Annotated in this window: 22 protein-coding genes; 21 read left to right on the top strand and 1 reads right to left on the bottom strand. The window is 48.1% G+C overall.

Annotation, left to right across the window (positions count from 1 at the left end):
* Positions 1–8: 8 nt before the first annotated feature.
* From xseA (L7E55_RS03745) to recN, 19 genes are all read left to right on the top strand, one after another.
* Positions 9–1,154 carry an exodeoxyribonuclease VII large subunit gene (gene xseA / locus L7E55_RS03745; protein WP_277442715.1) on the top strand — a complete coding sequence of 382 codons (1,146 nt, stop codon included), beginning with the start codon at positions 9–11 and terminating at the stop codon, positions 1,152–1,154.
* The gene (amaP, locus tag L7E55_RS03740) at positions 1,148–1,579 is read left to right on the top strand and encodes an alkaline shock response membrane anchor protein AmaP (RefSeq protein WP_277442714.1); all 432 of its coding nucleotides are present in this window, start codon (positions 1,148–1,150) and stop codon (positions 1,577–1,579) included. Before xseA (L7E55_RS03745) ends, amaP begins: the two co-directional genes overlap by 7 nt.
* A 2-nt stretch (positions 1,580–1,581) precedes the next feature.
* Entirely contained in the window at positions 1,582–1,818 is a 237-nt protein-coding gene (locus tag L7E55_RS03735) for a DUF2273 domain-containing protein (RefSeq protein WP_277442713.1), read from the top strand.
* A gap of 61 nt (positions 1,819–1,879) precedes the next feature.
* Complete coding sequence (gene nusB, locus L7E55_RS03730) at positions 1,880–2,305, top strand: transcription antitermination factor NusB (protein WP_277442712.1); 426 nt, start codon at positions 1,880–1,882, stop codon at positions 2,303–2,305.
* Between the two features lie 129 nt (positions 2,306–2,434).
* Positions 2,435–3,286, top strand: coding sequence for a sulfide/dihydroorotate dehydrogenase-like FAD/NAD-binding protein (locus L7E55_RS03725; RefSeq protein ID WP_277442711.1), 852 nt, complete (start codon positions 2,435–2,437; stop codon positions 3,284–3,286).
* On the top strand, positions 3,286–4,701 hold the full coding sequence (gene gltA / locus L7E55_RS03720) for an NADPH-dependent glutamate synthase (RefSeq protein WP_277442710.1): 1,416 nt from the start codon (positions 3,286–3,288) through the stop codon (positions 4,699–4,701). Before L7E55_RS03725 ends, gltA begins: the two co-directional genes overlap by 1 nt.
* Before the next feature lie 178 nt (positions 4,702–4,879).
* The gene (gene xseA / locus L7E55_RS03715; RefSeq protein WP_277442709.1) at positions 4,880–6,085 is read left to right on the top strand and encodes an exodeoxyribonuclease VII large subunit; all 1,206 of its coding nucleotides are present in this window, start codon (positions 4,880–4,882) and stop codon (positions 6,083–6,085) included.
* Between the two features lie 29 nt (positions 6,086–6,114).
* Positions 6,115–6,960 (top strand): bifunctional 5,10-methylenetetrahydrofolate dehydrogenase/5,10-methenyltetrahydrofolate cyclohydrolase, encoded by an 846-nt coding sequence (locus L7E55_RS03710; protein WP_277442708.1) that lies wholly within the window; start codon positions 6,115–6,117, stop codon positions 6,958–6,960.
* Between the two features lie 118 nt (positions 6,961–7,078).
* A complete protein-coding gene (locus L7E55_RS03705) occupies positions 7,079–7,717 on the top strand; it encodes a cyclodeaminase/cyclohydrolase family protein (RefSeq protein ID WP_277442707.1) in 639 nt (212 codons plus the stop codon).
* A 29-nt stretch (positions 7,718–7,746) separates the two neighbouring features.
* On the top strand, positions 7,747–8,028 hold the full coding sequence (xseB, locus tag L7E55_RS03700; RefSeq protein WP_277442706.1) for an exodeoxyribonuclease VII small subunit: 282 nt from the start codon (positions 7,747–7,749) through the stop codon (positions 8,026–8,028).
* Positions 8,018–8,896: a polyprenyl synthetase family protein gene (locus tag L7E55_RS03695; RefSeq protein ID WP_277442705.1), complete on the top strand. Its 879-nt coding sequence runs from the start codon at positions 8,018–8,020 to the stop codon at positions 8,894–8,896. Before xseB ends, L7E55_RS03695 begins: the two co-directional genes overlap by 11 nt.
* A 303-nt stretch (positions 8,897–9,199) precedes the next feature.
* Positions 9,200–9,358 carry a hypothetical protein gene (locus L7E55_RS03690; RefSeq protein WP_277442704.1) on the top strand — a complete coding sequence of 53 codons (159 nt, stop codon included), beginning with the start codon at positions 9,200–9,202 and terminating at the stop codon, positions 9,356–9,358.
* A gap of 408 nt (positions 9,359–9,766) precedes the next feature.
* On the top strand, positions 9,767–10,372 hold the full coding sequence (locus L7E55_RS03685; protein WP_277442703.1) for a hypothetical protein: 606 nt from the start codon (positions 9,767–9,769) through the stop codon (positions 10,370–10,372).
* Complete coding sequence (gene dxs, locus L7E55_RS03680) at positions 10,369–12,276, top strand: 1-deoxy-D-xylulose-5-phosphate synthase (RefSeq protein WP_277442702.1); 1,908 nt, start codon at positions 10,369–10,371, stop codon at positions 12,274–12,276. The genes L7E55_RS03685 and dxs overlap by 4 nt, the downstream gene beginning before the upstream one ends.
* A 21-nt stretch (positions 12,277–12,297) precedes the next feature.
* Positions 12,298–13,104, top strand: coding sequence for a TlyA family RNA methyltransferase (locus L7E55_RS03675; protein WP_277442701.1), 807 nt, complete (start codon positions 12,298–12,300; stop codon positions 13,102–13,104).
* 24 nt (positions 13,105–13,128) lie between these two features.
* Positions 13,129–13,998, top strand: coding sequence for an NAD(+)/NADH kinase (locus tag L7E55_RS03670; RefSeq protein ID WP_277442700.1), 870 nt, complete (start codon positions 13,129–13,131; stop codon positions 13,996–13,998).
* A complete protein-coding gene (gene mnmM, locus L7E55_RS03665) occupies positions 13,991–14,599 on the top strand; it encodes a tRNA 5-(aminomethyl)-2-thiouridylate-methyltransferase MnmM (protein ID WP_277442699.1) in 609 nt (202 codons plus the stop codon). The genes L7E55_RS03670 and mnmM overlap by 8 nt, the downstream gene beginning before the upstream one ends.
* Positions 14,568–15,023 (top strand): arginine repressor, encoded by a 456-nt coding sequence (gene argR / locus L7E55_RS03660; RefSeq protein WP_277442698.1) that lies wholly within the window; start codon positions 14,568–14,570, stop codon positions 15,021–15,023. The genes mnmM and argR overlap by 32 nt, the downstream gene beginning before the upstream one ends.
* A gap of 4 nt (positions 15,024–15,027) precedes the next feature.
* Positions 15,028–16,740, top strand: coding sequence for a DNA repair protein RecN (gene recN, locus L7E55_RS03655; protein WP_277442697.1), 1,713 nt, complete (start codon positions 15,028–15,030; stop codon positions 16,738–16,740).
* Here recN and L7E55_RS03650 read toward each other — a convergent pair.
* Entirely contained in the window at positions 16,721–17,200 is a 480-nt protein-coding gene (locus L7E55_RS03650; protein WP_277442696.1) for a bifunctional nuclease family protein, read from the bottom strand. The two genes, recN and L7E55_RS03650, sit on opposite strands and share 20 nt — an antisense overlap.
* A 282-nt stretch (positions 17,201–17,482) precedes the next feature.
* Here L7E55_RS03650 and L7E55_RS03645 point away from each other — a divergent pair, with 282 nt between their 5' ends.
* Complete coding sequence (locus L7E55_RS03645; protein ID WP_277442695.1) at positions 17,483–18,445, top strand: cation diffusion facilitator family transporter; 963 nt, start codon at positions 17,483–17,485, stop codon at positions 18,443–18,445.
* A gap of 155 nt (positions 18,446–18,600) precedes the next feature.
* Positions 18,601–21,201, top strand: a complete 2,601-nt coding sequence (recJ, locus tag L7E55_RS03640) for a single-stranded-DNA-specific exonuclease RecJ (RefSeq protein ID WP_277442694.1) — start codon at positions 18,601–18,603, stop codon at positions 21,199–21,201.
* Positions 21,202–21,257 lie beyond the last annotated feature (56 nt).

Below are 21,257 nucleotides of genomic sequence, written 5' to 3'. Positions count from 1 at the left end.
CTAAGACAGTGCGGGTTCTAGGTGTTCAGGAGTTGACCAGGTACGTTAAAACAATATTCGAAAATGATTGCCTGTTGGCTGATATCTGGGTAAAGGGGGAAATATCCAACTTTAAACCCGCCTCGTCCGGGCACTATTACTTCACTTTGAAAGATGAATCAAGCAGCTTGAAAGTGGTTATGTTCCGTTCCCGTAGCCGCAGCGTGACTTTCCGGCCGGAGAACGGCATGTCCGTGCTGGTGCGCGGCTACATTTCAGTTTATGAAAGGGACGGCGTATACCAGCTTTATGCTGATGAGATGGAGCCGGACGGAACCGGCGCGTTGTATCTGGCGTTTGAACAGCTGAAAAACAAGCTGCAACGGGAAGGGCTATTCGACCGGAAACATAAAAAAAACTTGCCGCTGCTGCCCCGCCGGATCGGTATTGTTACTTCGCTGACCGGGGCGGCGGTACGCGATATGGTGGAAATAATCCGGCGCCGCTGGGCCGGCCTGGAGGTTATTCTGGCGCCGGTTCTGGTGCAGGGCGAAAGCGCGCCTCTCGCGGTGGCGCGGGGGATCCAGTTGTTAAACAAACTTGGTGGGGTTGAACTGATAATCGTCGGCCGGGGTGGCGGGTCTATTGAGGATTTGTGGGCTTTCAACACGGAAATTGTCGCCCGCTCCATATTTCTCTCTAAGGTTCCCGTTATTTCAGCGGTGGGGCATGAAACAGATGTTACCATATCCGACTTTGTGGCTGACGCCCGCGCCGCTACTCCTTCAGCCGCCGCTGAAATGGCTGTTCCCGATAAAAAGGAAATGGATCGCTATGTCCAGACAATTGTAAGCAAGCTAAAACACGCAGCAGAACGAAAAGTTAATGAAGGCAGACAAAGGCTGGATTATTGTCTGGCTGGCAGGACTTTTGCCCGGCCGGTGGAAACTTTTTGCGGCGCCAGGCAGCAATCAGTTGATTTCCTCATCCACCGACTAACCCAGAGTATAAATAATGCTATAGGAACTGAAGGCGAGCACCTCGCAGCGCTCGCCGCCCGGCTTAACACTTTGAGCCCGCTGGCCACCTTGGCCAGGGGATACAGTATTTGCACAACACCAGATGGTGAGCGCGTCATTAGTGACATAAATGAGGTGAACCCCAGTTCTTGCTGAGGGGCCTGTTCTATCCCGACCGGGCGGGAATATTTTGGGCGCTTATGGCAATTTTAATTCTTGCCGGCGTCAGGCTGTTCTGGATAGGGGTAAGTAAATCCGACCGGGTTGGCCGGTATGTAGTTCTTACGGAAAGCGCTTTGGGTCAAATCCGGGTGTCAATTCAAGCAATTGAGAATCTTGTTGTAAAAGTTGTGACTCAGGTTAACGGGGTAAGAGAAGTGAAGCCCCGGATAGTGTCGGTGTCTCAAGGCGTCGGGATCCAAATCCGCGCTGTGGTAACCCCCGACATTAATGTCCCGGATGTTTCTGAAAGAATACAAGTCCTGGTAAAGGAAAAGGTTTTTGAAATAACCGGTATCACCGTCGGCAGCGTTAGGGTTTCTATTGATAACATATCGGCGCAAAAGCCAAGAGTTGAGTGAAATTGCCGGAGAAAAGAGGGATCGATTTGAGCATAATTCAGGAGATATTGGACAAGCACCTGGGTAAGGCAGCAGGTGTTTTATTGGGTCTGATTTTTGGCTGGTTTGCTATCAAGTACGGCTTTTTTAAAGCGTTGTTTGTTGCGGCATGCGTTGTTGCGGGCTACTATCTGGGTAAGCGTCTTGATGAAAAAATTGATTTCCGGGAATTCATTTTAAAAATTTTTGGTGAGCGGTAGGTATTAGGGTGATTTTGACCTTCACAATTATATGCCTTTAATGCATACAAGGAGGATCTTAATGAGCAGGAGACAGGCCAGAGAAAGGGCTCTTCAGGTCCTGTTCCAAGTTGATCTGGGTAACGTTGAGCCGGACGAGGCTTTTAGCAAAATGGACGGGAGTTTGGGCAAGTTAAAAAAGAATGAAGAATTCGCGCAGCAGCTTGTCAGCGGAACCTTGGCCAACTTGATGTCCATCGACCGGGTTATCGAAGGGATAAGCAAAGACTGGAACATTAAGAGGATGGCGAATGTCGATAGAAATATAATGCGCTTGGCGCTTTTTGAGATACTGTACTGTAAGGATATACCAAACAACGTTTCTGTAAATGAAGCTATAGAATTAGGTAAGATATTCGGAAGCGAGGAATCGGCGAAGTTTATCAACGGCATCCTTGGGCGCGTTGTGGAAAAACCGGAAATATACCAAGAAAATATTGAGCTTTAGAAGAGTGGTTGTTTATTCCGGCAACTGCTCTTTTTGCATTGTATTTTATTAAATCAACGGCAGGGATTTCCTTCTCTTTATAGAATAATAATAGATTGCATTGTTAATTAGCGGGGGGAGGGGATTTTAATGTACAAGATTTTGAAGAGAGAGGTTCTGGCGCCAACATTATTCTTATTTGACATCGAAGCGCCGCTGGTTGCCAGAAAAGCAAAACCGGGCCAGTTTATTATCCTTCGCATACATGACGAAGGCGAACGGATACCTCTAACTATCGCCGATTTTGACCGGGAAAAGGGTACTATTACCTGTGTATTCCAGGAAGTGGGCAAGACCACTATGGAACTCGCAACGCTTAATGAGGGAGATAGTGTAAGGGATTTTGTCGGTCCGCTCGGTGAGCCTTCCCACATTGAGAAATTAGGAAAAATCGTCTGTGTTGGTGGAGGAGTGGGTGTAGCACCGGTTCACCCTATTGCCAGGGCATTAAAAGAAGCGGGAAATGAGGTAATTGGTATTATCGGGGCGAGAACCAAGGAACTCCTCTTTTGGGAGGATAAAATGCGCAATGCCTGTACAGAGTTGCGGGTGACCACTGATGACGGTTCTTACGTGAGACAAGGTTTTGTCACCGATGTGTTAAAAGAAGTCGTTGAAGAAAAAGGCGATATAGCACTCTGTGTGGCTATCGGGCCGTTGCCGATGATGCGGGCCGTGTGCAACATGACCAAAGAGTATAATATTAAGACCATTGTCAGCCTGAACTCGATTATGGTGGACGGTACAGGGATGTGCGGCTGTTGCCGTGTGACAGTTGGCGGTCAGACCAAATTTGCCTGTGTCGACGGGCCGGAATTTGACGGTCATGCAGTCGACTTTGCCGAAATGGCACGCCGATCGGTTATATATAAATCTCAGGAACAAGCTGCTGTGGAAAGATTTAATCATACCTGCAGCTGCGGTTGTGGGGGTGGCAAATAATGGCTGATGAGAAAACCGGTAATAAAACTATTGTTCCTAATAAACACCCAATGCCAGCTCAGGACGCGGTCGTACGGGCAAAAAATTTTAACGAAGTGGCACTGGGCTATAATGAGGAAACCGTAGTTGCCGAGGCTCGGCGGTGTCTTCAGTGCAAGAAGGAGCCTTGCCGGCAGGGCTGTCCGGTGGAAGTTGACATCCCTGCTTTTATCAAGCTGGCTGCCGAGCGGGATTTTGCTGGCGCGATCATGAAATTAAAAGAAAAAAACGCCCTGCCTGCTGTTTGTGGACGGGTTTGCCCTCAGGAAAACCAGTGTGAAAAATACTGTACCGTAGGAAAGAAAAACGAACCGGTTGGTATTGGACGGATTGAGCGTTTTTGCGCTGATTGGGAACTTGCTAACGGTGTGCTGCCGCAAAAAGTAGCCCCACCGACCGGCAAGAAAGTGGCGATTGTCGGTTCTGGCCCGTCGGGGCTGACCTGCGCCGCCGATCTGGCGAAACAGGGCCATGCCGTCACTATCTTTGAGGCGTTGCATGTGGCGGGTGGCGTACTGATGTACGGTATCCCTGAGTTCCGTCTTCCTAAAGCGGTTGTCCAGGCCGAAGTACAGAATCTCAAGAAGCTTGGCGTTGACATCCAGGTCAATGCTGTTGTAGGTAAATTCGCTACGGTGGATGAACTTATGGAGGAAGGCGGTTTTGACGCTGTCTTTTTAGGAACGGGCGCCGGCTTGCCTTACTTTATGAATATCCCGGGAGAAAACGCTTGCGGTGTATACTCGGCTAACGAGTTTCTTACGCGTACCAACTTGATGAAAGCATATCTCTTCCCTGGTAATGATACACCGATCCGCGTAGGTAAAAAAGTTGCCGTGCTGGGCGGTGGCAACGTGGCTATGGACGCCGCCCGTACAGCGTTGCGCTTAGGCGCCGAAGAATCCTGGATCGTTTACCGCCGGTCTAAAAATGAGCTCCCGGCGCGGCACGAGGAAGCAGAACACGCTGAAGAAGAAGGCGTCAAATTTGCTTTTTTGACCAGCCCTACTAAAATTATCTATGACGATAATTACTGGGTGACCGGTATGGAGTGCCTGCGTTATGAGCTGGGTGAACCCGATGCTTCAGGCCGCCGCAGCCCAGTTCCTGTCAAGGGGTCGGAATTTATTATTGACGTCGAAACAGTGGTAGTGGCAATCGGGCAGGGGCCAAACCCGCTGGTGCCGAAGACCACCAAAGGACTCGATTGCAATAAAAAAGGCAATATCGTTGCCAATCTGGAAACTGGAGCTACTTCCAAACCTGGTGTTTATGCCGGTGGCGACGTGGTTACCGGTGCGGCTACCGTCATTCTGGCTATGGGTGCGGGGCGCGCCGCTGCAAGATCAATTCACGCGTATTTATCTGAAAAATAGTTGTTGTTAGTTAATTGTTTCTATATCCGCGGACTACACGCAAGTACGGCGTTGTCCCATCATATTGGCGATCACACCGGAAATTAGAACGAGTCGCTTTTGACCGGGCTAGATGCGCTGTTGCAGTTTTCAGCGCGGCAGCCCGGTTGCTTTCATTTAATTATAAGGAGCTAAGACAGTGCGGGTTCTAGGTGTTCAGGAGTTGACCAGGTACGTTAAAACAATATTCGAAAATGATTGCCTGTTGGCTGATATCTGGGTAAAGGGGGAAATATCCAACTTTAAACCCGCCTCGTCCGGGCACTATTACTTCACTTTGAAAGATGAATCAAGCAGCTTGAAAGTGGTTATGTTCCGTTCCCGTAGCCGCAGCGTGACTTTCCGGCCGGAGAACGGCATGTCCGTGCTGGTGCGCGGCTACATTTCAGTTTATGAAAGGGACGGCGTATACCAGCTTTATGCTGATGAGATGGAGCCGGACGGAACCGGCGCGTTGTATCTGGCGTTTGAACAGCTGAAAAACAAGCTGCAACGGGAAGGGCTATTCGACCGGAAACATAAAAAAAACTTGCCGCTGCTGCCCCGCCGGATCGGTATTGTTACTTCGCTGACCGGGGCGGCGGTACGCGATATGGTGGAAATAATCCGGCGCCGCTGGGCCGGCCTGGAGGTTATTCTGGCGCCGGTTCTGGTGCAGGGCGAAAGCGCGCCTCTCGCGGTGGCGCGGGGGATCCAGTTGTTAAACAAACTTGGTGGGGTTGAACTGATAATCGTCGGCCGGGGTGGCGGGTCTATTGAGGATTTGTGGGCTTTCAACACGGAAATTGTCGCCCGCTCCATATTTCTCTCTAAGGTTCCCGTTATTTCAGCGGTGGGGCATGAAACAGATGTTACCATATCCGACTTTGTGGCTGACGCCCGCGCCGCTACTCCTTCAGCCGCCGCTGAAATGGCTGTTCCCGATAAAAAGGAAATGGATCGCTATGTCCAGACAATTGTAAGCAAGCTAAAACACGCAGCAGAACGAAAAGTTAATGAAGGCAGACAAAGGCTGGATTATTGTCTGGCTGGCAGGACTTTTGCCCGGCCGGTGGAAACTTTTTGCGGCGCCAGGCAGCAATCAGTTGATTTCCTCATCCACCGACTAACCCAGAGTATAAATAATGCTATAGGAACTGAAGGCGAGCACCTCGCAGCGCTCGCCGCCCGGCTTAACACTTTGAGCCCGCTGGCCACCTTGGCCAGGGGATACAGTATTTGCACAACACCAGATGGTGAGCGCGTCATTAGTGACATAAATGAGGTGAATACCGGCGACAAACTGGTTGTGCGCTTGCAAAAAGGGTCGCTGCAGTGTATGGTTGAAGATAAAAGGTTACAATAAGAAGAAAAAAGAGAGCTTGGTTAGTTAAAATGGCAATGATCATTGACGGCAAAAAAATCGCCGGATTAATTAAAGAAGAAATAAAAAAGGAAGTCGGACAACTGCGTGAGAAGGGTATTGTCCCTAAGCTTGCCGTTATCCTGGCCGGCGATGACCCGGCTTCAGTAATTTATGCCCGTTCCAAAAAAAAAGCCTGCATTAATACGGGCATCGACTACGAACTCTTCAACTTGCCGGGTGGAGTTCCTGAAAATGAACTTTTGGACCTAATTAATAAGTTGAACAAAGATGCTGATGTACATGGAATTATGGTTGAATTGCCTTTACCTGGGGGAATAAATAAAAAAAGAGTATTGGCGGCAATATCACCGCTTAAAGACGTCGACGGAGCGCATCCGGTCAACCGGGGTAATCTGCTTGGTGACGGCGACGGTCTTTTTTCGGTAACACCGCAAAGCTGTATTGAAATTATGTCGCATAGCGGAATAGAGATAGAAGGTAAACACGCCGTCCTGGTCGGCCGTGGTGAAACAGTGGGCAAGCCTCTGATCTTGATGCTCCTGAAACAAAACGCCACAGTGACGGTATGCCACACCAAAACCGGCGACCTTGGCCGGTACACCAGACAGGCGGACATACTGATCGCCGCCGTGGGCAAGGCCAACATGATTACGGCTGACTTGATCAGACCCGGCGCGGTAGTAATTGATGCCGGTATTAATGAGACGGCGGCGGGGATTTGCGGGGATGTCGACTTTGCGCAGGCGCAAAAAGTTGCCGGCGCGATTTCGCCCGTACCGGGCGGTGTCGGCAGCCTTACCACCGTTCTGCTCCAGAGAAACCTGTTGAAAGCAATCAAACTTCAGAAGAAATAACTCGGTCATCAGTGTGTCAAGGGGATGTCAAGGGGACGGTTCTCCCTGACAATCGAAAGATTAATAAGTTGTCAAGAGAACCGTCCCCTTGACAACCTTGGCAAAGGGGTTGTTGCCTGTGAGCGCTTTATTTAATAAAACCTTGCGGGAAGTAATAGAGCTTTCCGCTTCCGCTTCCCCCACGCCGGGCGGCGGCAGTGTTTCCGCCATAGTGGCGTGTTTCGGTCTGGCTATGACCGCTATGGTCTGTAATCTGACCATAGGGAAAAAAAAGTACCGGGATGTCGAGCCGCAGGTCAAAGAAATACTTGGTACTGCCAGCGATTTGATGAAAAGGATGGAAGAGTTGGCTGACAAGGACATGGCTGAGTTTAATAACTACATGACGGCATTCCGGATGCCTAAAGAAAGCGACGCTGAAAAAAGAATACGTGATGAAGCTATGCAAAAAGCTTTAATAGGAGCTACAGAAACGCCGTTAAAAATTGCCCGTGTCTGTTTGGAAGCGTTGCGTATTACCGTGCGACTCTCCGGTATGGGCAACAAAACAGCCATAAGCGACGCCGGGGTAGCCGCCGTTGTATTTGACGCCGCCCTTAACGGCGTGCTTCTAAGCGCCGAGATAAACATCCCGGCGATCGAAGATCAGGATTATGTAAAAAAGATTATTAATGAAATAAAGACAATTACCGCCGAAGCCAGGCGGTTAAAGGATGAGTCCATGGCTGCGGTACGGGCGCGGATTAAGGAGTCTTAAGGAAAGGTTACGGCGAGGAGGACTTTTGCATGGTTGCTAAAAACACCGTCGAAGGCAAAAAGATATCATTTGAAGAAGCCATAGCGCGTTTGGAAACACTGGTGCGGGAGTTGGAAGACAGCAGGCTGCCGCTGGAAAAAGCGCTGGAAATGTTTACTGAGGGAATCGGGCTTACCCGCATCTGTAATGAGTATCTGGCATCAGCCGAGCAGCGCATTGCCGTGCTGACCGCTGATGAAAGAGATGAAATAAGCCTGAAAGAAATTAATGAGTTGCCCTTGGCGGCAGGGGGACAAAAAGTTGAGTTTTAAAGAAACGTTTGACAAACTGAGTTCAATTGTAGATGAGGCGCTTGAGCGTTACCTGCCGCCAGCCGACGCCTACCCGGCGCTGATTCACCAGGCGATGCGTTATAGCGTCACGGGCGGCAAACGGCTCAGGCCTGTTCTGGTAATGAAGGCTGCCGAAACAGTGGGGAGCAAAGCTGAGGATGTATTGCCGGCGGCCTGCGCTCTGGAAATGATTCATGCTTATTCGCTGATTCATGATGACTTGCCTGCTATGGATAACGATGATTATCGCAGAGGCAAGCCGGCAAACCACAAAGTATACGGGGACGCTGTGGCGATTTTAGCGGGTGACGCCCTTTTGACGCTGGCATTTTCCACGCTGGCCGGCATACGCGGCAGCAATCCGGACGCTGTAGTAAAAATTATTGGTGAAATCGCTCTTGCGGCGGGGACGTTTGGTATGATTGGCGGCCAGGTTGTCGATACGTTTTCCGCGGGAGAGGATATCAATGAGAACACGCTTGAATATATTCATAGTCGCAAAACAGGCGCTCTTTATCGTGCCGCGGTTCGTACGGGAGCGATCCTGGCCGGCGCGGGTGATGAAAAAATAAATAAACTAACAAGCTATGCTGATAATTTCGGGCTTGCTTTTCAAATAATTGATGATATTCTCGATATTGAAGGTGACGCGGCAAAAATTGGCAAACCGCTTGGAAGCGATGTTAAGAATAAAAAAGCGACATATCCCTCGCTTTTCGGCCTGGAGGAAGCGAGAAGAAAAGCGCGGCAAGCGGCGGACAGGGCGTTGTCCGCATTGAGCTGTTTCGGAAATGAAGCGGAATTTTTGAGAATGCTGGTTCAATATATTATTGACCGGGATCATTGAGTTTGATGAGAATTAAATCTATCGGAACACACCGATACCATTAGGATTTGCGATATGGCGGGTATTCTTTTTTAGGCTAATAAGCAATTAAACGGCGTATAGGGAGAAAAACCGGCATTTGAAAGAGAAAAGATGTTTTGTTATAATAACAAAATAAACGGTTTATTAGATAAGTGACACAGTATCCTAGTCAGATACACCTTTTTGAAGGCGGGCCTAAAAATCCGTTAAGGGCACAACGATGAAGTTCCTGGTGCTGGCTGCTGACGCCCAGTCGGGGGTCGGTACTGGGAGTTAAGGTGGTTGGGCGACCCGCAATGGCATGCGGGCGTTGACCCTGCCTCCGTGGAGACCCAAGTATGTGGAAAGCCATGCCGCACTGGCGGCGCGGTATACTATGGCTTGGGATTAAACCTGCATGTGGTCGAAGCTGCGTGCAGTGTAGCCTGCCTTGAGTGGTAAGGGTGGATTTCAGTTTTTACGGAGCCGGCCGGCGTGGGCCCATGCTCGGTTGGCTTGATGATTGAAACCTTTATTGCAAAAGAGGCTAAAAGAGGTAAATTCTGTTGAGGAAAACTCCTAGGCTGTCTGGAATTCCAGGGCAGGTTGGGGATTGCAGTGTGGACTAAGTGGTAATCTAGTCCCGGTACCGGTGACGGTCGGAGACAGTTGTAAAGGGTAACCGCCGGTTTGGTGACAGCCGGTAGCTGTTTGGGAAAACCTACTAGACCTAAGCCACAATATTTACCCAATCTGCCGTCACTTATCATACATAATAAAAAAGTTTTTCATGTCTTGTAATATTCTGATTACTGACTACTGAGTAGGGCAAAATAGATATGTTAATTGTCGCGGTATGAGGTGACATTTTTGGGCAATAATAAATCTACTGTTTCCAGTAGATATATTTTCGTGGTTGCTATAGGATCGTTTATTTTAGCAGTTATATTTACCTTGTTATCGGAAACTTTCGCCTCTAAATTTAATAACCTGCTGTTATCTTTTGTTTTTTTGGCTGTTATCATCACGATAAACATTCTGGCCGATCTTGTAGGTACGGCTGTGACAGCTGCCTCTCATACTCCTTTCAACGCGAAAGCGGCTAAACGTGTAAAAGGCGCCCCCCAGGGATTGCAATTAATCAAAAACGCCGATAGAGTGGCTAATATCGCAAATGATATTATTGGTGACATAACCACCACGGTAAGCGGCGCGCTGGGTATATCAATCGTAGTGCAAATCATGAGGGTGGGACCGCAGTTCGATCAGTTTTGGCTGAATGTGCTGCTTACCGCCCTTATTTCTGTTTTTATCGTTACCGGCAAAGCGGTAGGAAAAAAATTATCTCTTAGCCATCCCGATGAAATTATTTTTTTTGTCGGCACTATCCTGGCGAAAATAGAAAGGGCTACCGGTTATAGCCCATTCCAGAAGCAACGGGGATCAAAGAACAAACAAAAGGTGGGTAAACAGTGAGTAGACTTTTAAGACAAGTTCATGCGCCGTATGTAATTCGCTCGCTAAATTTTGCCCAACTTCAGGAATTAGCCGGAGAGATACGTCAGGAAATTATTAATACCGTGGCTAAGAACGGGGGGCACCTTTCACCCAGTTTGGGAGTCGTCGAATTAACGCTGGCTCTTCACTATGTGTTTAACTCACCCGTAGATAAGATTATTTGGGATGTGGGGCATCAAAGCTACACTCACAAACTGCTTACGGGACGCTATAATGAATTTGATACTTTGCGTCAAATCGGAGGCATCAGCGGATTCCCCCGGCCTACTGAAAGCGCGCACGACGTGTTTGGTACGGGGCACAGCAGCACGTCTATTTCCGCCGCCCTCGGTATGGCGGTGGCGCGGGATTTAAAAGGAGATAATTATTCTGTAATCGCGGTAATCGGCGACGGCGCCATGACCGGCGGAATGGCCTATGAGGCGCTTAACCATGCCGGCCATATGCAAAAAGACTTGATCGTGGTTTTAAATGACAATGAAATGTCAATTGCCCAGAATGTTGGGGCTATGTCCGGTTATTTAAACCGCTTGCGCACTGATCCGATGTATTCAAAGGGCAAGGAGGAAATAGAGCAAATCTTGCGCAAGTTACCGGCGGGCCCCAAACTATTACGTTTAATTGATAAATTAAAAGACAGCTTAAAATATCTTGTGGTGCCTGGAATGATTTTTGAGGAATTGGGTTTTTTTTACCTGGGGCCAATAGACGGCCACGATATAAAGGCAGTCACTAATGTTCTGCAACGGGCCAGGACTATTAAAGGGCCGGTGCTGGTTCATATTTTAACAAAGAAAGGCAAGGGCTACAAACCGGCTGAAAACAACCCGGACAAGTTTCACGGAGTCGGTCCGTTTGACGTTGCCAGTGGAGAGATTAAGAAGAGTATCAGCATTCCTTCATACACTGAAGTGTTTGGCAGAACTATGGTGAAGCTTGCCGGCAGGGAGCGGAACGTCCTTGCGATCACTGCCGCTATGCCGGGCGGCACGGGTTTGACAAAATTCGCGCGACTTTTTCCGGAACGTTTTTTTGATGTGGGTATTGCTGAACAGCATGGGGTTACTTTGGCCGCCGGACTTGCCGCCGGGGGTTATCACCCCGTTGTGGCAATATATTCAACCTTCCTCCAACGCGCTTTTGATCAGATCTTGCATGATATTTGTCTCCAAAACCTGCCGGTTACTTTTGCTATTGACCGGGCTGGCATTGTTGGGGAGGATGGCCCTACTCATCATGGCCTTTTTGACTTTTCTTATCTCGGAACAATTCCCAATATGATTATCATGGCGCCGGGAAATGAAAATGAGCTGCAGCATATGATTGCCACAGCGGTGAACCACCATGGGCCGGCGGCTGTACGCTACCCGCGGGGTGCTGGAATAGGCTGCAAAATGGACAAGGAATTAAAATTACTGCCTATCGGTAAGGCCCAAGTGCTAAGAGAAGGGGCGGACCTCACTTTGCTTGCGGTGGGGAGTATGGTGAGCAGGGCTGAAAATGCGGCCGGGATTCTGTCCGGAATGGGTATTGAAGCTACTGTAATCAACGCCCGTTTTATTAAACCTCTTGATGAGGAAATAATCCTTAAATATGCCGCAATTACAGGAAAGGTTTTTACAATTGAGGAACACGTATTAAAAAATGGTTTTGGAAGCGCTGTTTTAGAATTATTGTCAGCTAAAGGGAAAAAAGATGTCTTGGTACACCGTTTCGGCATTCCCGACTGCTTTATTGAACATGGCAGCCATGCATTGTTAATGGAAAAGTATGGCCTTAATGTGGAACATATAGTCGATGTTGTCGCTGGTAAATGTGTGCCAAGGAAAGTACCTAATAAGCTAAAGGTGGTTCTCGATTAAGACGGCGCGGAGGTATTCAGCTTGTCCCCGATAAAGCAAAGGTTGGATGTCAGGTTAGTAGAGGGCGGTTTTTTCCCCAGCCGTGAGAAAGCCCGCGCAGCAATCATGGCCGGCCTTGTCTTTGTAGATAACGAACTGGTGGACAAACCCGGCCGGACAATAAAACAGGAAGCTGAAATTGTGGTGCGCGGTGAAGTGACTCCTTATGTTAGCCGCGGCGGGCTTAAACTGGAAAAGGCAATAAAAGCTTTTAGCCTTGATTTGACCGGGAAAGTGGTTCTTGACGTCGGCGCCTCCACGGGCGGTTTTACCGACTGTGCCCTAAAGCATGGAGCCAGACTGGTTTATGCTGTGGATGTCGGCTACGGGCAGCTTGCCTGGTCGTTGAGGAATGATCCGCGAGTGATTGTCCTTGAACGAACCAATATTCGCTACCTTGCAAAAGATATCCTAACTGAGACGCCGGATTTTACAACTATTGATGTTTCATTTATCTCACTTGCTAAAGTGCTGCCGAAAGTTAAAGAATTGATTATCCCGGAAGCAGCCGGTGTAGCGTTAATTAAGCCACAGTTTGAGGCCGGCCGTGAAAAAATCGGTAAAAGAGGGGTTGTCCGCGATCCTCAGGTTCAAATTGAAGTAATTCAAAATATCGCAATGCTTGTCGTAACCTTGGGTTGGTCAGTAATCGGCCTTGATTTTTCACCCGTTACCGGACCGGAAGGAAATATTGAATATTTGATCTACTTTAAAAAAACTGAGAAACAGGAATCAGAAATAAAAGACTGTAAGGTTATAGTTGAACGTGCGCATGCTGAATTGTATTGAAATGTTTTATGGGGAGGTTCCGGATTGAACACAATCGGGCTTGTGATAAATTTAAATAAAAGAGGAGTTGTCAGCCTGGTTGAGAATATTGTCAATTGGCTTGAGGACAGGGGTTGTACAGTATTAATTGCTCAAGAAACTGCCGCTTCCATAGGCTTTGCCAGATTAGGCGTGACGGAGAAACACCTGATTGAGCAAGCTGAATGCGTGATCGTGCTTGGGGGCGACGGTACGCTGCTCAGGACGACCCGCGAATTAGCGGAGTCAGGTAAGCCTATTACCGGCATAAACCTGGGACACCTGGGCTTTCTGACAGAAATAGATATTCCGGAGGTTATCCCTGCCCTGGAAAAATTGCTTGCGGGGCAGTATTACATAGAAGAGCGAATGATGCTTGAAGCGTTGGTATATCGGGAAAATAAGATAGTTGAGCGTGCACTCGGGCTAAATGATGCCGTGATTACAAATGGAGCTTTTGCCAGGCTAATTCACCTGGAAACTTATGTTAATAATGAGTATGTCAACACTTATCCTTCAGATGGCTTGATCATAGCCAGTCCAACCGGTTCCACAGCTTACTCCCTCTCTGCCGGGGGGCCCCTGGTTACTCCTGATTTGAATCTGATGCTGATCACTCCGATTTGCCCGCACACCCTCTGGGCGCGGCCGCTGGTTGTCGCGCCTGAAAGCACGGTTAAAGTAGTGATCCTGTCCGGCCGGGAGGAAGTCATGCTAACCATGGACGGTCAACTGGGCTTTAAGCTGCTTCAGTCTGATCAAGTGATGATCAGGCAAGCTTCTCAAAAGGCCCGGTTCCTGAGACTTAAGGGGAGAGGCTTTTTTGAATTACTGGGGAAGAAACTAAGAGAAGAAGGAGACCGCTCCGGTGATTAACAAGGATTTGGGGAGCGCCGTCCACATAGTCCAAATGATTATTGCCAAAGTGTTAAAAAGTGGCGGGACAGCAGTGGATGCTACAGCGGGAAATGGAAACGACACCCTGTTTCTGGCTCAAACGGTTGGTTCCGAAGGGCGGGTCTATGCTTTTGACATACAAGAAAAGGCTTTAAAAACTACAAGAAAATTACTTGAACGTCATAATGCCGCGAGGCAAGTTACATTGCTAAACACGGGACATGAAGGATTAGACAAGTCGGTGCCTGTACCGGTGGACGCAGTCGTATTTAATCTTGGTTACCTGCCGGGGGGCGACCATGCTCTGGTTACCAGACCTGACACCACCATTGGCGCGTTAAAATCCGCGATTGGATTGCTCCGCCAGGGTGGAAGAATCGGCATGGTTATCTATACCGGCCATCCGGGCGGCGCTGAAGAACTTTATGCCGTGGAACAGTTCACGTCTGGCCTGGAAGGGTCTGAATTTAACGTAATTAAAATAAGTTATTTAAATCGTTCTGCTCAAGCGCCGGTGATAATCGTTATTGAGAAAGCAGGTGCTCCGCATGAAAGCCAGGCGGCAACACAAAATCCTTGAGCTTATCCAGCAAGAAATAATTGAAACGCAGGAAGAGCTTGCCGTAAACTTAAGGAAATGTGGCTTTGAGGTTACCCAGGCAACAGTCTCAAGGGATATCAAAGAACTGGGTTTAATCAAAATACCATGTGAAAACAATCATTTTAAATATGCTTACCCCGGAGAACAGACTACCCAAAGCACGAAAGATCGCTTGAAGCGGTATTTCCGCGACTCTGTTGTCAGCTTGGCCATAAGCGAAAACTTGCTTGTAATTAAAACGCATCCCGGCGAGGCGCAAGGTGTCGCATCAGCAATAGATAAAATTGGCTGGCGGGAGATAATAGGCACTGTGGGCGGAGATGACACTATCCTGGTGGTTGTCAAACCAAAACAGGTCGCAGAAACTGTGATGAGGAGGTTTGAGGACCTGCATAGGGGGTAAAACGATGTTAATTAATCTATATATCAAGAATTTCGGACTTATTGATCTGTTGATAGTGGATCTGCAAAATGGCCTAAATATCATTACCGGGGAAACAGGAGCGGGAAAATCCATTATTATCGAAGCGCTGCAAGTAGCGTTAGGCGGCCGGGCCGCGGCAGGCGAACAAATCCGTGCCGGGTCAGAGAGAATGTGGATACAGGCTACTTTTGATATCAATAATAATAAAAAAGTCATTTTAATGCTTGAGGAGCAAGGGGTAGGAGTTCCTGAAGACAGTATCTTAATATTAACAAGGGAAATTAATCGTTCAGGAAAAAATGTTTGCCGTCTAAACGGGCAAACGGTAACTCTGAGTTGTTACCGGGGAATTGGGAGAAATCTTGTAGACTCGCATGTCCAGCACGAACAGCATTCGTTGCTTGATCAGAACCGGCACAGGGAACTGCTTGACCGGTTTGGCGGCGCTCTGGTTACCGACACGCTAAAAGAGGTAACCAATTTATACTCACTTTGGAAGGAAACCTTTAATACATTCAAAAAACTCAGCCGTAACGATGAAGAAAGAGTTAAACAAGCGGATTTACTGCGCTATGAAATAAATGAAATCGAAAAAATTGATCCAAAACCGGGAGAAGATGAAGAATTAGCGTCAGAGAAGAAAGTGCTGGTTAACGCGGAGAAAATATGCCTTCTCGCCGCTGAATCCTATTCCTTGATTTATGAGGGCACGCACGGGCAGGCGCCGGTAACTGATTTGTTGTCAAAAGCCATGGATCTGCTTAAAAATCTGGCGCTTTTAGACGAACACACGGAACACTTGTATAAATCCCTTGAAAGTGTTTTTTATCAAGTAGAAGATGCCGCCCGGGAGTTGGCCGTTTTAAATAGCAAAGTTGAACACGATCCACAAAGGCTGGAAGCTGTTGAAGAAAGACTGGAGCTGCTTAATAATTTAAAAAATAAATATGCGCCCACGATTCCAGAAATATTTGATTATCTCGCAAAAGCCAGGGATGAACTGGAAAAGCTTGAGAATAAAAAAGAGCTAGCCGCCACTTATGCTGAGGAACTGAAAAAAATCGAGCAGTCTTACATGAAGGCCGCCGAAATCTTGAGCTCCCGCCGCTTGCAGGCAGCTGAAAAACTTGAAGAGGAGGTATCACGCGAACTAGTTGATTTAGAAATGGGGCGGGTGAAATTCCAAGTGGTTTTTACCAGAGTTGACGGCCTGTCGCCAGGGGGGGCGGAACGTGTGGAGTTCTTAATATCGCCAAATCCAGGTGAACCGTTGAAACCCCTGGCTAAGATCGCCTCGGGAGGTGAGCTTTCCCGGATCATGCTGGCCTTGAAAGCGCTGCTGGCGGAAGCTGACGATATTCCAGTGATCATATTCGACGAGGTGGACGCCGGTATTGGCGGTCGATCGCTGCATGCTGTCGCTGAAAAGCTGGCTAAAATTAGTAAACATCATCAGATTATATGTGTCACCCATGCGGCTCAAGTAGCCAGTTTCGCAAGTGTTCACTACCGGGTGAGGAAAGAGTTTGACGGTGAACGCACGGTTACAAAAGTGGATAAACTTGCTCTGCCGGACAGGGTGGATGAACTGGCAAGGATGCTGGGCGGCAAAGAGGTAACCGATATATCCAGACGCCACGCAAGACAAATGTTGAGTTCAGCCTCAAAAAATCTTGCTAGTGAAGGGATTTCTTGAATTCGTTTGCTCTGCCGGGATCCAGGAGTTTTTTTAACTCCTTCTGCTGTTCCTCATTTAATAAATCCTTTAGGGCCAAAAAGCCCTCCGCTACTTTCTCGCTCAGATATATAGGTGTCTTGGTGCGAATAGCTACGGCGATAGCGTCGCTGGGACGCGAGTCGATTACCAATTCCTGGTCATGATGCCACATGTGCAGTTCTGCCATATAAGTTCCTTCAATCACGTCATTGATAATTACCATGCTGAATTTAGCTTCGAGTTTGTCGCAGATACCTATTAACAAGTCATGGGTCAAAGGCCGGTCCAGGCAAATTCCCTGCAGGGCCAATGATATAGAGTGCGCTTCGAACGGGCCGACCCAGATCGGCAGTGCTTTTAATTCGTTCTCATCAATTAACAATACCACCGGATTCATCATAATATCGTAAGCGATTTCCGTTACCTTTACGAGAACCACGACCTCACCTGCTTTTCAAAACTGCTAATAAAATAATATGTTATATTCTAAATGCTTTGTCTTAAAAATGTCAATTTTCTTTTAAAATTATGCCTGGACAACAGTTGCCGGGAAAAAAGGATTATGCTATACTAATTTCAAGTCAGGCCGGTTAAAACCGGTCGGGCCGCAAGGCAGCGGTATTGCCCGTAGGACTACATCTATCCGAATAAGATGAGTTCTGAGGGCTTTTTTCATTTACCGGGGAAATATATTTGCAATTTCTTATAGGGGTAGTGCAATATGAATGATAAGATAAAGGTTGCCCATTTGTCAATAGCTTCAAACGCGGCATTAACGTTAGGAAAACTGGCCATAGGAATTACCATGAATTCCGTTAGCGTAATATCAGAGGCCATTCATTCCGGGCTGGATTTAATTGCCGCTTTAATTGCCTTTTTCTCAGTCAGGGAATCAGCCAAACCGGCCGACGAGCGTCATCACTACGGTCACGGCAAGTTTGAGAATGTCGCCGGCATTACTGAAGCAATATTAATCCTGGGCGCCGCGGTAATCATCATCCACAACGCCTACCCGAAGCTTTTCGGCCGGACGGAAATTCATTCCCTGGACATGGGCGCCGCCGTAATGGGGATATCTGCCGTAGTAAACTTCCTTGTTTCTAGAAAATTGTTTAATGTCGGCAGAAGGACCGATTCGCCGGCCCTGGAAGCTGACGCTTGGCATCTGCTTACCGATGTATACACGTCATTAGGAGTTTTGGCCGGGATTGTCGCCATCAAAATTACCGGCCTCACCATCATCGATCCGCTAATCGCCATCGGAGTGTCCCTGCTGATTTTCAATGCCGCGATAAGACTGATCAGGAACTCCATGCAAAGTATATTAGACGCGCGCCTGCCGGAAGCCGACGAGAGAGTTATCAAAGAAGTTCTCAATAAATATTCCCCTGAATTTGTTGAATTCCATAAACTCAGAACCAGAAAAGCCGGTTCTCAACGTTATGTCGATCTTCATCTGGTGGTGCCCGGACACATGCTTATTAATAAAGCGCACAATATCTGCGACCAAATTGAAGAGGAGATTTCAGACCGGCTCTCCGGCATTCATGTCTTAATTCACGCGGAGCCATGCGCCCTGAATTGCAGTGACTGCCGCCAGACTGCGGCTGGAAAATCTAACAGCGTTTCATGTGAAATATTAGATAAGAATAAATTGCTGGGTGGAAAACCTGGTAATAAATAATTCTACCTTGGTTTCAGGTATATATTTTAAACTGCGATGCGTTGCCAAACCATATCGGGTCGGCTATAATTTTAGTAATCATGGAATATTCTTCGAAGATTAAACAGAAAAAAATTTGGCAGGTTAGAACCCCTTTCCCGGATTTGCAGCAAATATTGGCGCGTGAATTGGGGATATCTTTAATTACGGCTCAGTTGCTGATAAACCGGGGCATATATACAGTTGAACAATGCCGCGCTTTTTTTGACTCCGGGCTGGACAGGCTTTATCCCCCGCTGTTATTGAAGGATATGGATAAAGCTGTCACGATAATTAACCAGGCGATGCGGGCAAGAAAAAAAATATTGGTTTACGGTGATTATGACGCCGATGGGATTACGGCGTCAGTGCTGCTGATCCAGGTAATCCGGCATTTAGGCGGAATGGTTGAGTATTATATTCCAAACCGCTTGGATGATGGTTACGGATTGCATCTTAACGTCCTGCGGCAGTATAAGGAAAAAGGTGTCGGGCTGGTTGTTACTGTCGACTGTGGCATCAGCTCCCTGGAAGAATCGGCCTGGGCATATGCAAACGGATTGGACCTGGTTATTACCGATCACCATGAACCTCCCCCCATCCTGCCTCAGGCGGCGGCGGTGGTTAACCCGAAAAGACCGGACTGCGCCTACCCTTTTAAAGACTTAGCGGGGGTAGGTGTCGCGTTGAAACTTGCGCAGGCGCTTTTGGAAGGCAATGGTTATGAAAAACAAGCCTGGCATGATTATATCGACCTCTGCTGTCTCGGCACAATAGCTGACATTGTTCCTCTGCACGGTGAAAACCGCATTCTTGTTAAGCACGGGTTGTCAATGCTCGCGAATTCCGCTAGACCGGGACTCCAGGCCTTGATCAGGGTAAGCGGAGTTAAAGATATGCTCGGAAGCAGTGAGGTGGGTTTCCGGCTCGCGCCCCGCATAAACGCGGCGGGACGTATCGGCAACCCGGATTTGGCGGCCCGGCTATTGCTTACCGATAACGTCGGAGAGGCGTGGGAATTAGCTAACGAGTTACATGCGGGGAACAAGGTCAGGCAAGAAATAGAAGCGAATGTTTTGCAGGAGTCCCTGGCCATGCTTAGCAGCCGGCCGGGTATAGCGGAGGAAAAAGTTATCGTGCTGGCCTCGGCCGGCTGGCACCAGGGAGTAATCGGCATTGTCGCTTCCCGCTTGGTGGAACGTTTTTCCCGCCCGGTTCTCTTGATCGCTTTGGAAGGAGAAACAGGCAAAGGATCGGCGAGAAGTATTCCGGCTTTTAACATATACGACGCGTTCAATCATTGCCGGGAATGTTTGCTTAATTACGGAGGGCACGCGCTGGCGGCAGGGTTTTCCATCCAGGCGGGAAGGATCGAGGATTTGGCCGGAAAAATAAATCAATATGCCGGCAGTGTGCTTGACGAAAACAAGATGGCTCCCCGTTTATGCCTTGACGGCTTAATTAGTCTAAACCAGGTTTCAGAAATACTGGTAGATGAAATAAAGCTTATGCAGCCTTTTGGCTTTAGTAATCCAACCCCTCTGTTAGGCTGCCGGGAAGCATTGGTAAAGACTTTCCGGGGAGTAGGCAGGGACTCCGCGCACTTGAAGATGCTCTTGCATTCTGAAGGGGCGTCTGTTGACGGTATCGGCTTTGATCTTGGCGCATACGCGGAGGTGCTGGCTGCGAATGAAGCAATTGATCTGGCTTTCGTACCCGGCGTAAATGAATATAACGGGCGCCGCTCACTGCAACTGGAAGTCAAAGACGTGGGGATGCCGGCAATATTGGAGTTTTCAGGGCAGGAGCAAGGCCATCAGGAAAACTGGTATGTAACGAAAAATTTATCTAAAGATAAAGACGAGCTTTTCATACCGGAATTCATCCTCGAAACACTGAATAACGACAACCCGCCGGAAATGCGGCATCATTTATATAAACCCCAAAAACATGACGCAAGGCCTGAATTTATTGACCTCCGCGAATCTATAGACAGACAGGTCAGACTGGGGAATTTGGTTTCTGATGAAATTCCAACGGTGATTATCACCGCGAACGGCTGCCAAACAATAGAGATTGCCTATTACTTACAGATGTCTTATCCGTTTCTGCAAGGTAAAGCCGCCTGCTGCCATAGCCTGCTGCCGGAAAATAAAATATTGGAGAACGCCGCAAAATTTCAGAACGGCGAAATAAAAATACTGGTTGCCACTCCGGCCATGGCAAGTTCTTTAGATATTACAGCCGGCCGCCTGATCATTTACCACCTGCCCTATAGCCGGGAAATATTAAATAGGATCATAAACATATCCAAACCGGAAGGCCAGGTTTATTTATTTTTTGGCGCGGCTGATTTCGACAGCAATAGCTCCCATCTTGCCGCCCTGACGCCGGACCGGGATTGCCTGGCCCGTTTTTATACGGTTATGCGCCGTGAGGCAGACCGGTATGGGCGGTTTATAGCGGAGCCTTACCGGATCGCCCGGTTGTTGACAGAGTCCGGTTGCCCTCATGTGCGCGAATATACTGTGCAAGTATCGATAAAAGTTCTTTCGGAGCTCGGGCTGCTGGAAGCGGAAAGAACCGGCGAAGCGATAGATGTCGTTTTAATGCTGGCGCCCAAGGGAAAACAGGATTTAAACAGTTCCCAAACCTATACGAACCTTCAACTGCTGAGAGAAGAATCAATGGCCTGGATGATTAAACTGCTAAAAGACCCATTAAATAATTTATTTTAGGTTTAGGCAATATGGTAACTTATAGATTATAATACAAATAACGAAGTGCAATTATG

Source organism: Pelotomaculum isophthalicicum JI, from assembly GCF_029478095.1.
Taxonomy (GTDB): domain Bacteria; phylum Bacillota; class Desulfotomaculia; order Desulfotomaculales; family Pelotomaculaceae; genus Pelotomaculum_D; species Pelotomaculum_D isophthalicicum.
This window is presented reverse-complemented; position numbering and strand designations above follow the sequence as displayed.